15 protein-coding genes and 1 tRNA gene are annotated in these 13,519 nt (G+C 33.0%); 12 read left to right on the top strand and 4 right to left on the bottom strand.

Translation table 11 applies throughout. The features are described 5' to 3' along the window. The 3 genes from metK to KJA15_03810 all read left to right on the top strand — a co-directional run bounded on the left by metK (position 1) and on the right by KJA15_03810 (position 2,663). A complete protein-coding gene (gene metK, locus KJA15_03820; GenBank protein ID MBZ9572432.1) occupies positions 1-1,152 on the top strand; it encodes a methionine adenosyltransferase in 1,152 nt (383 codons plus the stop codon). Position 1,153: 1 nt separating this feature from the next. Continuing rightward, complete coding sequence (locus KJA15_03815; GenBank protein ID MBZ9572431.1) at positions 1,154-2,026, top strand: hypothetical protein; 873 nt, start codon at positions 1,154-1,156, stop codon at positions 2,024-2,026. 85 nt (positions 2,027-2,111) lie between these two features. Next, positions 2,112-2,663 carry a uracil-DNA glycosylase gene (locus KJA15_03810; protein MBZ9572430.1) on the top strand — a complete coding sequence of 184 codons (552 nt, stop codon included), beginning with the start codon at positions 2,112-2,114 and terminating at the stop codon, positions 2,661-2,663. A gap of 13 nt (positions 2,664-2,676) precedes the next feature. On the opposite strand, the gene KJA15_03805 is transcribed toward KJA15_03810, so the two are convergent. Both KJA15_03805 and KJA15_03800 read right to left on the bottom strand, forming a co-directional pair. Further along, complete coding sequence (locus tag KJA15_03805; protein ID MBZ9572429.1) at positions 2,677-3,681, bottom strand: hypothetical protein; 1,005 nt, start codon at positions 3,679-3,681, stop codon at positions 2,677-2,679. Between the two features lie 143 nt (positions 3,682-3,824). After that, on the bottom strand, positions 3,825-5,480 hold the full coding sequence (locus tag KJA15_03800) for a tRNA uridine(34) 5-carboxymethylaminomethyl modification radical SAM/GNAT enzyme Elp3 (GenBank protein ID MBZ9572428.1): 1,656 nt from the start codon (positions 5,478-5,480) through the stop codon (positions 3,825-3,827). Here KJA15_03800 and KJA15_03795 point away from each other — a divergent pair. The 8 genes from KJA15_03795 to KJA15_03760 all read left to right on the top strand — a co-directional run bounded on the left by KJA15_03795 (position 5,479) and on the right by KJA15_03760 (position 10,775). Further along, the gene (locus tag KJA15_03795; GenBank protein ID MBZ9572427.1) at positions 5,479-6,180 is read left to right on the top strand and encodes a class I SAM-dependent methyltransferase; all 702 of its coding nucleotides are present in this window, start codon (positions 5,479-5,481) and stop codon (positions 6,178-6,180) included. The two genes, KJA15_03800 and KJA15_03795, sit on opposite strands and share 2 nt — an antisense overlap. Position 6,181: 1 nt before the next feature. Beyond that, positions 6,182-6,253 (top strand) — tRNA-Arg (locus KJA15_03790). Between the two features lie 41 nt (positions 6,254-6,294). Continuing rightward, complete coding sequence (locus tag KJA15_03785) at positions 6,295-7,029, top strand: class I SAM-dependent methyltransferase (GenBank protein MBZ9572426.1); 735 nt, start codon at positions 6,295-6,297, stop codon at positions 7,027-7,029. A 5-nt stretch (positions 7,030-7,034) separates the two neighbouring features. Continuing rightward, positions 7,035-7,814, top strand: a complete 780-nt coding sequence (locus KJA15_03780; GenBank protein ID MBZ9572425.1) for an alpha/beta fold hydrolase — start codon at positions 7,035-7,037, stop codon at positions 7,812-7,814. A gap of 293 nt (positions 7,815-8,107) precedes the next feature. Then, complete coding sequence (locus KJA15_03775) at positions 8,108-8,707, top strand: hypothetical protein (GenBank protein MBZ9572424.1); 600 nt, start codon at positions 8,108-8,110, stop codon at positions 8,705-8,707. A 94-nt stretch (positions 8,708-8,801) separates the two neighbouring features. Beyond that, on the top strand, positions 8,802-9,035 hold the full coding sequence (locus KJA15_03770) for a hypothetical protein (protein ID MBZ9572423.1): 234 nt from the start codon (positions 8,802-8,804) through the stop codon (positions 9,033-9,035). Between the two features lie 116 nt (positions 9,036-9,151). Continuing rightward, the gene (locus tag KJA15_03765; GenBank protein ID MBZ9572422.1) at positions 9,152-9,613 is read left to right on the top strand and encodes an MgtC/SapB family protein; all 462 of its coding nucleotides are present in this window, start codon (positions 9,152-9,154) and stop codon (positions 9,611-9,613) included. 10 nt (positions 9,614-9,623) lie between these two features. Next, entirely contained in the window at positions 9,624-10,775 is a 1,152-nt protein-coding gene (locus KJA15_03760) for a hypothetical protein (protein MBZ9572421.1), read from the top strand. Positions 10,776-10,823: 48 nt separating this feature from the next. On the opposite strand, the gene KJA15_03755 is transcribed toward KJA15_03760, so the two are convergent. Beyond that, a complete protein-coding gene (locus KJA15_03755) occupies positions 10,824-11,291 on the bottom strand; it encodes a GreA/GreB family elongation factor (protein ID MBZ9572420.1) in 468 nt (155 codons plus the stop codon). Between the two features lie 54 nt (positions 11,292-11,345). Here KJA15_03755 and KJA15_03750 point away from each other — a divergent pair, with 54 nt between their 5' ends. Continuing rightward, on the top strand, positions 11,346-12,395 hold the full coding sequence (locus KJA15_03750; GenBank protein ID MBZ9572419.1) for an RNA 3'-terminal phosphate cyclase: 1,050 nt from the start codon (positions 11,346-11,348) through the stop codon (positions 12,393-12,395). Positions 12,396-12,473: 78 nt separating this feature from the next. Here the strand turns inward: KJA15_03750 and KJA15_03745 are convergent, their stop codons facing one another. Then, complete coding sequence (locus KJA15_03745; protein MBZ9572418.1) at positions 12,474-13,514, bottom strand: CapA family protein; 1,041 nt, start codon at positions 13,512-13,514, stop codon at positions 12,474-12,476. Positions 13,515-13,519: the final 5 nt, after the last annotated feature.

The following is a 13,519-nucleotide window of genomic DNA, read 5'->3' as shown; positions in this document are numbered from 1 at the left end:
ATGAGGAAAAAATTTTTATTTACATCAGAATCAGTTTGTCCTGGGCATCCGGATAAAATTAGTGATGCTATTGCTGATGCCGTCTTGGATGATATTTTAAAAAAGGATAAATTTGCAAGAGTAGCCTGTGAAGTCTTTGCTAGTATGGGTTACGTAATTGTTGGCGGAGAGATTACTACTAAGACCTGGATAGATATTAATAATTTAGCCAGAGGAGTTATCAGAGATATTGGCTATACAAAACCTGAATATGGTTTTGATTTTAGAACAGTAGCAGTTTTAAATACTATTCATGAACAATCACCAGATATTGCTTTGGGAGTAAAAAAAACTGCAACAAAAAAACAGGGAGCTGGAGATCAAGGCTCAATGATAGGTTATGCCTGCAAAGAGACTCCTGAATTGATGCCTCTGCCAATAATGTTGGCTCATAAATTAGTAATGAGATTGGCTAAGGTTAGAAGAAAGAAGATTTTGTCCTATTTAAGACCAGATGGAAAATCACAAGTAACTTTAGAATATCAAAATGGAGTTGCAAAAAGATTGGACAGTGTAATAATTGCAGCTCAGCACGATCCAAATGTTCCTTTGAGAAAAATTAGAAAGGATATCATTGAAAAAGTTATAAAACCTATTTGTAGCCAATTTTTAGATAAAAAAACAAAATATCATATTAATAATACTGGCCGTTTTGTTATTGGTGGGCCTGTTTCAGACACCGGTATGACCGGAAGAAAAACAGTGGTAGATAGTTATGGAGTTGGAGTTCCCGTTGGTGGTGGCAGTTTCGCCGGCAAAGACCCAACAAAAGTTGATAGATCCGGCGCCTATATGGCTCGCTATATTGCCAAAAACATTGTGGCAGCAAATTTAGCTGAAAAATGCCAGGTTAGACTATCTTATGTGATTGGAGGGACAGAACCTTCAGAAATAGGAATTGACACTTTTGGTACTGGAAAAGTTTCAGAAGAAAAACTGGTTAAAATTATTCCTAGAGTTTTTAGTTTATCGCCGGGAGGAATTATTAAACAACTAAATCTTTTAAGACCAATTTATCGAAAAACTGCCTGCTACGGCCATTTTGGTAGGGAAGAACCAGGGTTTAGTTGGGAGAAAAAAGACAAAGTTAAAGAATTACTCAGGTTAATATAAAATGGGAGAAAATGAAGAAATAAGAAACAAATTTATTTTAGCTCAACCCTTGAAACTCCTCGCTTGGGAGGCTTTTTTATTTTCTCTAACTTTAGGTTTGGGAATAATTAATGCTTTAAGGATAATTCAGATTTCGAAAGAAGAGATTCAAAAAATTCCTTTAACACCAATCTCTCTTTTGCAATTTATTTTTTCTTTCATTTTTGTTGGTTTAATAATTTTTTTAATTATTAAATTTGTCAAATTTCGACCAAGAAAAGGAATTTTATTTAAATCTCTTTTTATCTTAATAGTTTCTATAGGAAGCTTCTTTTTTTTAGGTTGGTGGATTGGTGATTTCGCCTTAATTTTAATTCTGATCCTAATTTTTTATTGGCTTAAAAAACCAAATATTTTGATTCATGATTTTCTTTTAATTTCAGGAATGGTGGGCATTGGAAGTACTTTTGGGTTAAGATTACAACCCCTGACAGTGGTGACATTGCTGGTAATTTTTTCAATTTATGACATTGTCGCAGTTTATAAAACAAAACATATGGTAAGAATGGCTAAAGAAATGATTAAAGCGGGAGCAATTCCTGGAATAATTCTACCTCCAAAGATTTCTGAATTTCAAACTTCATTAGGAACTGTGAAGCCTGGCGGAAGATTTTTAATCTTAGGAGGAGGAGATATTGTTTTTCCTTTACTTTTAGTAGCTTCTTTGGTTCCTAAAGGAATTTTAGACTCTTTAATTGTTGCTATTTTTGCTACAGTTGGTCTTTTGATTAGCTTCTTAATATTCTTTTCACAAAAAACTCGTAAGCCTATCCCTGCCTTACCACCAATTGCTTTGCTTTCAATAATTGGCTATTTTTGTACTCTTTTCCTTTGATGGGTCGGGAGTTCAGCACTCGCCGAAGACGAGGCTGCCTCCTTGGCGGGCGGGGCTGTGGAAGCTTTTTGATTACTAAGGTTTTATGAAAAAGAGAGAAAAATTGGAAAAATTAAATCAGGAGATTAGAAAATGTAAAAAATGTCCTTTATGGGAGACAAGAAAAAATGCTGTCCCAGGTGAAGGACCAGTAAATGCTAAGATTATAATAATTGGGCAGGCCCCAGGTTCTTTAGAAAATCAAACTGGCCGACCATTTGTCGGAAGAGCTGGTCAATTTTTAAATCAATTATTAAAGATATCCAAAATAAATAGAAAAAAAATTTTTATTACCTCGCCTATTAAATGTTTTCCACCAAAAAATCGCAAACCAAACAAAGAAGAAATTGCGGCTTGTCTCCTCTACTTAAAAAAACAAATTGAAATCATCAATCCTAAAAAATTTATTTCATTAGGTGAAGTTGCCTTTAAAGTTTTCTTTCTCAAAAAGAAATTAAAAGATTTTCGAGGAAAATTAATAAAAAAAGGTGGCAAAGAATTTTTTGTCACCTATCATCCAGCCGCTGGAATAAGATTTCTAAAAATAAGAAAAATTTTAGAAAAAGATTTTAAAAAGATAAAATCTAAAAATTTTTAAGAAACGTCTCTTTTTAAATTATATTTTCCTGATTTGAAGGAAAAGTAATTACTTTTTTAATATTCTCTTCTTCTCTTAAGAATTTAAGAATCCTTCCTATCCCAAATCCACAACCTGAATGAGGAAGGTTTTTTTCTTGTACTTTCTGGAAATACCAACTAAAATCATCTAACTCCCCTCCTTTCTTTTTCAGTCTCTCAAACATTTTCGAATTTTCTAATCTCCATTTTAGTTCTTCTAATTTATAAACCCTCTGGGCTGCTCCGACTACCTCTCCTCCAAAAGGCAAAATTAAATCAGCTGAAAGGACTCGTTTTTGATTTCTGGAATCTGGTATCATATTGAAAAATTTCTCAACCTCAATTTCTTTTCCATAATTATATAAAGGATTTGGGAAATGGGTAATAAAAAGTGGCTGGCCGCCGAATTTTCCAATTAACTTTTGCTCATCTCTCCGGGAGATATCGCTGCCAAAGGGAAGCCCTAAGATCTCAATTGCTTTATCATAGGTAATTTTTGGAAAGATGGGTTTCGTTTTTCTTAATCTTTCCACTGTTTTTTTGCTAAGATTAATTTCCTTTTTAATTTTTGCTGGTGAGTTTAAAATATCTTCAATTACTCTATAGATAATCTTTTCAATACAATCCAAGAGTTTTTTGAAGCCTCCAGCGAATTCAATTTCCAGCATCAAAAACTCAGTCAAATGGCGGTTGTCGTTCCCTTCTTCGGCCCTAAAACTCGGACCAACTGAGTAAACTCTTTTTAAATAGGGAACAAAGACTTCGAGATAAAGCTGGGCAGTTTGGGAGAGATAGGCTCGGTGAGGCTTTTTTGGGTTAAACCAATGAAGATTTCCATTTACTCCTACTTCAAATAAAGTATCGATATTTTCGCAGGCCCCTGAGGCCCTGACTATTTTTGGCGGGAAAATTTCAAAAAAACCAGCTTCTTCTAGCCAGTTTCTCATTGATTTTATTACCAGTCTTTCTAATTTAGCTGTGGCGATTTTTTCTCTCATAATTCCAGTAAATTTAATTTTTTAAAAAATCGCCCTTTTGGGCGATTAAATTTCGACCTTTGCTCTTAGTTTTGGTGGTTTAAGCCTTTTCCACATATTTTTAACCATTTTACTCAACCAAAGACCCTTGTCAAGAGCCCTCCCTAGATCTCTTTTATCATATAGTTATTTTTTAATTTATATCCTAGTCTCCGCCAATAATTCCTTACTCCTACACCAGAAATTACAGTAATTTTATTCAATCCAAACTCTTTTTTGGTGATTTTTTCTGCCATTTTGATTAATTTTTTCCCAAGGCCTCGATGTTGAGGAGCTATTTTTCTTTTTGATATTGGAACTAACCTGCCATAAGTGTGAACCTCTCTAATTATTGCCGAATTTTCTAAAACTGGTAAGAAATATTTTTGAAAGGGCTTGCCCCCTGAAGCCCGAAGGGTGCAGGAGGGAACTCTTAATCTTAGGAAACTCAAGAGTTTCTCTCTATTTTTGTTTTCATAACTCAGAAATATTTCTTTTCCTTCAGACGCTTCATAATTTTCTCTAAATAAATAAAATTTTTCTTTTGGATTATAATCTCCTCTGACCTCCCTGCATCTAATACAACAACAGCTTTCTCCTTTTTCTTTCATTTTTTGCTGAACAACTTCTCTCAAATTAGAAATTTTACAACCCCCTTTAATTTTTGGAATTGGAATATCTCTAAAAAGCCTCGCTACTCTTACCCAATAAGGTAAGGTTTTTTTTATTTTAATTAAAAGTTCAATTAATTTCTCATCAGAATAGGTCTTGTATTTTCTTTTTTTCCAGATTTGATAGAGTTTAGATTCTTTACAGACTACACAAGGATAAATTTTTAACCAATCTGGTTTAAAACTTTTGTTTTTAAAGATTTCTTCAAAACATTTCAAATCCCTTTTTAAATCAGAGCCAGGCAAATTCGGCATCATTTGATACATTACTTTGAAGCCAGCATCTTTTAAAATTTTTGTAGTTAAAACTGTTTCTTTGACTCCGTGGCCTCTTTTACATTTTTCTAAAATATCATCAAAAATTGTCTGAACTCCGATTTCGACCATTGTTACTCCTAGTTTTCTTAAATTTAAAATCTCATTTTTGTTAATTAAATCCGGCCTGGTCTCAATACTTATTCCAATAATCCTTTGTTTTGCTTTTTCATTTATTTTTTGTTGTTTTTCCAGTATTTTCCAGCTAACCTCTTTTTTGGAAACTCCTTTTCTTTTATTTGCTGCTGCAAAACAATTAGATATGAACCAGATTTTATATTTTTTTGGATAAACAGAAAAAGTTGCTCCGATTATTCTTAGTTCGATTTTGTCAGTAGGATGGCCTTGTCTTTTTAAACTTTCAATTCTCTTTTGAGATTGTAAATAGGGATCAAATTTTAGCTTTTTTGCCCTTTCCACTGCCGGCTCCCCTGATAAATAGCTTTTTGGAAGACCTTTCTCTGAAGGGCAATAGATACATTTTCCGGGACAGGGATAAGGTTTTGTTAAAACCGAAACCACAACTACCCCAGATAGACTTCTAATTTTTCTTTTTTTTAAAAGATTTTCTAAATTTTCAGATTTTTTTATACTTTTCTTTTTAATTAGATTATGATATGCTTTTAAGAGTTCAATATTTGAAGGCAAAGGGATTTTGTATTTTTTTGCTATTTTCCTTTTAATCTTAGCTAAACCAACCTGAGTTTTTACCCGGTTTTTAATTAGTTCTTTAATTGCCTGCCCCGTAGGATCTCGAAGAGATTCCTTCGGGGTAGATTCCCAAATTTTTACCATGGAAAGGAGTTACGCCGAATATATATTAGAGAAGACTAAAGAAGATTATAACCTAATTGCCGAGGACTTTTCAAGAGTTAGATTTAAAATGTGGGAAGAAGTAAGGTTTTTAGTGGATGATTATGTAATAGCAGGGGAGAAAATTTTAGATTTAGGATGTGGAAATGGCAGATTATTTGAATTTCTAAGAGATAAGAAAATAGATTATATTGGTATTGATAATTCTGAAAAACTAATCGAGATAGCTAAAAAGAGATACCCCAAAGCCAGATTTCAAGTAGCCGATGTCTTAAATTTACCTTTCCCTGATAATTTTTTTGATAAAATTTACAGTATTGCTGTTTTACATCATATTCCTTCAGAAGAATTTCGACTTCAATTTTTAAAAGAAGCAAGAAGAGTTTTAAAGCCAGGGGGTCTTTTGATTCTAACAGTTTGGGATTTGTGGCGAAAACCATCTTTTAGAAAAAAAATTTACAAATCGATTTTATTAAAAATTATTGGAAGATCAAAACTAGATTTTTATGATATCTTAATTTCCGGGATGGGAATGAGAGATTTTTATTTCCATTGTTTCAGAAAGAGAGGGTTAGAAGATTTAGTAAAAAAGGGAAAGTTTAAGATAAAAGAAAGTGGAATTATAACGGTTCCCCTAAAAAAAAGAAAAAACTCTAATTTTTATATCATAGCTGAGAAATAAAGCCCTTGTAGTTCAACGGATAGAACGCGAGCCTCCGGAGCTTGAGATAGGGGTTCGATTCCTCTCAAGGGCATTAATATTAAGTTTATTACTTTCAAAATTTAAAGGTATTTCATGCAACACCTTTATAAATCAAAAAAATTCGCAGAAACCTGGCACAAACATCTAACAACTTATACTGATATTCCTAGGGTTTACTTAATGAATAAAGTTATGGAAAAGGCTATTGGAGATTTAAAAGGAAAAATTGTGCTTGAAGCTGGTTGTGGAGATGGATTTTTTATCCCAAATCTTCTTAAAAAAAATCCTAAAAAAATTATAGGAATTGATATTTCAAAGTGGCTTTTAGATTACGCTAAGAAAAGAATTAAATCAAAAAAAGTGGAATTTCATCAAATAGATCTAACAAAAAAGTTAAATTTTAAGAATAATTTTTTTGATATAATTGTAAGTTATAATGTTCTCCAGGAGATTAAAGATATATCTACGTCTATAAAAGAAATGGCAAGAGTTTTAAAGAAAGGAGGAAGACTGATAATTTCAATAACGCATCCCCTGTATCATTTATTCCTAAGTGCTACGGAAACAAGGAATAGTTCTTCTTTAGAGAATTTAAAAAGATATCCAAAAGTAGAGCCAATCCATTCGAGCGCAATTAAGGGATTTGAGAAATCTTTTGTCGTTTATAGAAAACCAATTTCTCTCTATGTAAATGAAATAGTGAAAAATGGTTTAAAAATAATAGAAATGAAAGATATACTAGTAAGTAAAGAAGTAGGGAAACTTAGCAAAAAACACAGAAAAAGAATTGGAGCCCCAATTTTTCTTCTTTTTAAAGTAGAAAAATAAAATTTATGGAAAAACCAATTGTTTTTAAAAATAAAAGAGGAAAGCAGTTAATGGGGATTTTGCATCTACCGGAAGGAAAGAAGAAGTTCCCTTTGATTGTAATTTGTCATGGATTTGGCGGAGATAAAACAAGAAGAGAGTTTGTGAGATTAGCCAGAGATTTGGAGAAAAATAAAATTGCCACCTTTCGATTTGATTTTGAGGGATGCGGAGATTCAGAAGGAAAACTCGAAAAAACCACAGTTAGAAAACAAGTTTCAGATTTAGAAACAGTAATAAATTTAATCTTAAAACAAAAAAATATTAATAAAAACAAAATAGTTTTTTTAGGGCATAGCTTGGGATGCCTTATTGCAGCCTTTTTCATTAAACAAAGTAAATTTCCAATAAAAACTTTAGTTTTTTGGGCTCCAGGATTCAACCAAAAAGCCCTTTTTCCTATATGGAATACTAAAAATGATTTAAAGAAATGGAGGAGACAAGGATACTTTATTAGAAAAGACAAAAAATTTGGGATAAGTTATCTAAAAGAGAACGAAAAGAAAGATTACACCCCTTTGTTTTCTCAAATTCAGGTTCCTATCTTGATTGTTCATGGCCAAAAAGATGAGACAGTTCCGATAAGGTTCTCAAGACAATTAGCCCAAAAATACAAGAATATAAAATTAATTATCCTTCCAAAAGCCGATCACAAATTTGAAGATTACTATTCACAAAAGAAGCTGATTAAAGAGACAGTAAGGTGGTTAAGGCATTTTCTAAAAAATAGTGGAAAAAGGTCTTGACAAAAATTTTTGGAAAACTACGATAAAAATTGAGGGGGTGCGAGGTAATATCCTCTAGGGACAAGCGGTATTTAATAGTAGAGGTCAAAGAAGCTTCCTTGGCTAATGTCCAGCCAGGCTTTGAAGATTAAACTAAAATTGTTAAGTCCGTTCCCCCCTCACTAAACCCCGTTAGAGAAGTTTTCTAGCGGTTTTTAGTTTGGGCAGTATACTTCTATAATTCTCTAACGAGGTAAAGCTGGGTGATTGTCACCCATTTTTAGTTTGACAAATTTTTGTTATAATAAAAATGTATGAGATATACCTCTAGGGATATTTCTCGCTATCGCTCAAAATATAAAATTGCAGTTTCAGGTGCAGCCCAGATTGGTCACTGCGCAAAAGGGGTTGAAGGATTATCTAAAGAGATTGGTCGAGAGATCGCTCGCCGAAAATGTGTTTTGGTCACTGGAGCCACAACCGGAGTTCCTTATTTTGCCGCCCTGGGCTGTAAAGAAACCGGTGGATTTAGTGTTGGTTTTTCTCCAGCAACCTCTGAAGCTGCCCATTTAAAAAAATATAAACTACCCCTAGATCCATTTAATGTCGTGATTTATACCGGGGCTGATTATGTGGGCAGAAACGTAATCATGACAAAGTCAGTAGACGGAGTAATTATTATCTGTGGTCGGATGGGAACCTTGCATGAATTTGCCACTGCTTTTGAAATCCAAAAACCAATCGGAGTATTAGAAGGTTCAGCTGGAACCGCTGATAAAATAAGAATTATTGCTACAGGTCCCTATCGAGGAGTAAAAAAAATTATTTATGATGAAAACCCCAAAAAATTAGTAAAAAAATTAATTAATTTAATAAAAAAAGAAAAAACTCATTTAAAAAGGTCGGAAAAATAAAATTATTTTAAAAAGAAAAGTTATGCCAAATGAAAAACCCCAAGTTCCCGCCGAAGGCGAGGCTCGCCAAGGGCGGCCAGAAGAAGGGAAATTAGTGGGGAAAGTTACTCACTATTTTTCGAAAATAGGAGTGGCAGTGATTGAGCTCACTGACCCCTTAAGAGCAGGAGAATCTATTAGAATTGTTGGGGGGGTAACCGATTTCACTCAGGCAGTAGGGTCAATGGAGATTGAACACGAGAAAGTAGAGGAGGCTAAGGCCGGCGACTCTATTGGCCTCAAGGTCGATCAAAAAGTCCGAGAAGGCTACAAAGTTTATAAGCTCTAAAAGCATATATCGAGCGAAGCTCGTTATAAATTATAATCTCAAATTCTTAATCTTTTAGTCTTGATTTTTAAGATTTAAGTTTTGAGATTGAACCGCCTTTAAGGCGATGAAAGAAGATGAAGTTTTTTGTTAGTCCTCAAATTCGAATTATTTTCCAGCTAATCCTAGCCGCTCTTTTAGGAGGATTGGTTGGTTTGGAACGAGAATATAAGAAAAAAGAAGCTGGTTTAAGGACATATGCCCTAGTTTCTTTAGGAGCAGCCTTATTTACCATAATTTCTTTTGAGGCTCTTAATCTTTTTGCTGGAAAGCCAGGGATTAATTTCGACCCCTCTAGGGTAATTGGCCAAGTAGTCTTAGGAGTTGGTTTTTTAGGAGCAGGATTAATTATCTATCGCCAACTTCATATTGAGGGTTTAACTACTGCTGCCGGTCTTTGGATAACAGCTGCTATTGGAGTAGCCGTTGGTACAAGGCTTTATTTTCCAGCCATTTTTGCTACTTTTTTAACCATTTTAATTTTAGCTGGTTTAAGAATAGTGGAAAAGAAAATTTTTAATAGCAGAGATTCTGAGTAATTCCTAAGAAATGATTTTTTTAAATAAAAAATTTCTTTTCGCCTTAGCAATTTTAATTGGAACAATAATTGGGGCAGGTATTTTTGGAATCCCCTATGTCATTGCCCAAAGCGGGATAATTCCCGGCTTTTTTTATTTTCTAATTTTAGGTTTATCAGTAACTTTTTTGCACCTCTTCTTTGGCGAAATTGTTCTAAGAACAAAGGAAAAACATAGATTCGTTGGTTACTCCCAAAAATATTTAGGAAAGGGAGGAAAAATTTTAATTACTATCTCGACGATCTTAGGATTGACCGGTACTCTTTTGGCCTACCTTATTCTTGGGGGGGAGTTTTTGAAAATAATATTTTCTCCTTTACTTAATTTATCTTCTTTTTATTTTAGTTTAATTTTTTGGGTAATTTTATCTTATTTTATTTTTCGAGGATTAAAACTGATTGCTCCAACTGAAATTCTTACGAATTCTGCCTTCTTTTTGATTATTTTTCTTGTTTTTTGTTTCCTTTTGCCAAAGATTAATCTCCAAAATTTCAATTTAATTAATTTTAGACATGTTTTTTTACCCTATGGAGTAATTTTGTTTGCCTTAGGAGGATGGGTGGCCATACCAGAAATGGGAGATATTTTAAAAAGCCCTAAGGAAAGGAAGGTCTTTAAAAAAATAATTATTCTAACTACTGTAATCGTGGTTATTTTATATCTCCTTTTTTCTTTAGCAGTAGTTGGAGTAAGTGGGAAAAACACTTCTCCTGAAGCCTTCTCAGGTCTAGTTCCTTTCTTGGGTCCAAAAATCATCTTTTTGGGAGCATTATTTGGAGTAATAACCTTGGCCGACTCATTTTTGGTAATTTGTCTTTACTTAAAAAATACTCTAATTTACGATTATCGTCTGCCAAAAACTTTATCTGCTATCGTTTCCTCTGGCTTACCACTAATTTTATTTTTAATTGGCCTTCGAGGTTTTATTGAAGTTATTGGTTTTGTTGGGACAATTCTGGGGGTAATTGAAGGAGTAGTAATTACTTTGATTTTCAAAAAAATTAAAAAACTCGGTGAGAGAAAGCCAGAATATAGTTTAAAAGCGCCCTCAATTTTAATTTATTTCTTAATATTTGTTTTTATTCTCGGAGCAGTTTCTCAAATATTTTACTATTTAAAATAAAAATGCCCATATTTTTTGGGCAAATAAAAAAAATAAATTTACTAATTACTAGTACTTTATCTTCAAAATTTTATAAGTTATTTTTATTGGAGAGGGGATAATAACTTCATCTCTAACTCGATGCCCCAGAAGTGCTTTTCCAACCGGTGATTCATTTGAGATTTTTCCCAAAGAGGGGTTCGCTTCTAGTGACCCAACAATTGTGAATTCGTCAATTTGGTCATCAATTTGCACCAAAACCATTGCTCCTAAATTAACAACATCTTGCCTTTCTTTAGGAGGTGATTTAATTAATTCACTATTTTTGAGAACACTTTCCAGCTCAGCTATTCTCCTCTCTATAAAACTTAAATCTTCCTGTAAAGAAAGATATTCTGGGCTTACATTTTCTGAATGTAAAATTTTTGGAAATTCACCTTTAACTTTCAGAGACCTAAGACTTTTAAGTTCTTTGTGTTCTTTTTTAATCTTTTCTAAACCTTCTTTAGTTAAATAAAATTTTTTTTCTTTAGTCATGTTAACAACCTATCTTAGTCTTTCAAAAAAACGCTGTCAAGTTTTTGAATTAAAATGATTCAATTTAATCAAAATCTAATTGAGATAGATGGTTCAAAATATGAAGGGGGTGGGGCTATATTAAGAGTAGCAACTGCTCTTTCAGTAGTGACTAAAAAATCCTGTCATGTTTTTAATATTCGTAAAAGTAGACCAAAGCCCGGTTTAAGACCCCAGCATCTTTTAGGAATTCAGGCCTTAGCTCAACTTTGTAATGGAAGATTAGAGGGTGATAAACTAGAAAGTGAGGATATAAAATTTTATCCTGGCGAAATTAGCCAAAAACAAATTTCAGTCAATGTTAGAATTAAAACTGCCGGAAGTATTACTTTAGTTTTACAGACTCTAATTTTACCCAGCCTCTTTGCTCCAGGGCCAGTGAAGATTGTTTTTAATGGAGGCGCTACTGATACTTTCTTTTCTCCAACTATTGACCATTTCAGATATTGTTTTTTAAAAATTTTAGAAAAAATCGGGGTTAAAACTGAAATAAATGTTTTGAAAAGAGGTTATTATCCAGAAGGAGGGGCAAAAGTTGAAGTAAAAATTTTTCCCTCAAAAATAAAAAACCTCAATCTTTTAGAAAGAGGAGAACTTCAAAAAATTTTAGTTATTTCTGGAGCCTCAGAATTTTTGAAAAATAAAAAAGTTGCTGAAAGGCAAATTTTTGGAGTTAGAGAAATCTTAGGAAAATTAAAATTACCAATTGAAGAAAAAGTTAAATATCATGAAACTCAATGCCCGGGAAGCCAAATTTGTCTAATTTGTCAATTTGAGAATACAGTGATTGGAGTAGATAATTTAGGAAAATTAGGAAAGAGAGCTGAAAATGTCGGAAAAGAAGCAGCCCTAGAATTATTAAGAGAACAAAAAACCCAGGCCTGCTTAGATAAACATTTGGCTGACCAAATTTTACCTTATGTGGCCCTGGTTCCCAAAGAGAGTAAATTTACAGTTTCAGAAGTTACTAATCACTGCAAAACTAACATCTGGGCAATCGAAAAATTTATAGATGGAAAGTTTGAGATAAAAGGAAATTTAATTAGTTGGAGTCCAGAAGTTTAAATTTTTAACATCACCACCCACATAAATTTCCCCCCAATTAGCTTCTCGATTTTTAACCTTGCCTCTTGGCAAAGTTTTTTATTCCTCCAGTTCTTCTATAATCTCTGGCTGGAAGAATTTGTTAATTTTAATTTCAATTGGGTCAACTGTTTTTATTTTATTATCTTTGATAATAACTCTTAATAAAAGTCCTTTCATAGTTTCTTTAGAAAATCCTTGGTCAAAAACAAAGTTGCCCAGAGAATAGGCAATATAGTTGTTTTTATATTTTTCAATTTCCTGAATAACATGGGGGTGATGGCCTATTACTAAATCTGCTCCGGCATCAATAAATAGGTGAGAGGAATATTTCTGAATAAGATTGGGTTTAGCTTGGTATTCTCTACCTGTATGTATTGAAACTACTACTATGTCTGCCTGATTTTTCGCTATTTTAATATCTTTTTCCATCTTTTCTTTATTTAACCAGGCAATACCCGAATTGTTTCCTTTTGCCTCCCAATATTTCGAACCCAAATTAGTGTAGGCTAAAAAGGCAATTTTTGTTTTATCTACCTCCTTAATTATTGGAGAATGAGCTTCAGTTTCAGTAAATCCCCCTCCTACATATTCAATCCCGGCCTTTTTCAAATTTAAAAAAGTATCCTCCATTGCCACTTTTCCATAATCGAAAATATGATTATTGGCCACTGATAAAATATCGAAACCAGCATAGGTTAAACCCTCAACCGCCTTAGGATCAGCTCGAAACGAATAAATACTTCCAACTTTTTTCCCTTTATTGGAAATTGGCCCCTCTAAATTACCAAATAAAATATCAGCTTTTTTTAAAAAATCAGCGATTTTTAAAAATGGAAATTCGTAATTACCATCACCATGATTTTTAACCATATACTCTATTCCCCGGTCTAACATAATATCGCCAACAAAAATTAGAGTTATTGCCCCTGATGAGGGTTGCCTTTTTTGAATTAACGACTGACTAACGATTGCCCCGAGATAAAGAGAGCTAATCTCGGCATTAATTTTGGAAATATAAATAGAAAATAAAAGAACTAAAAATGATAATCCAAGCAGTAAAAAAAGAGAAAACAGGTTTTTAATTCTTGGATTTTTCATTTTAA

The organism is Patescibacteria group bacterium (assembly GCA_020148145.1).
Classification (GTDB): Bacteria; Patescibacteriota; Minisyncoccia; order Minisyncoccales; family JAHCRE01; genus JAHCRE01.
This window is presented reverse-complemented; position numbering and strand designations above follow the sequence as displayed.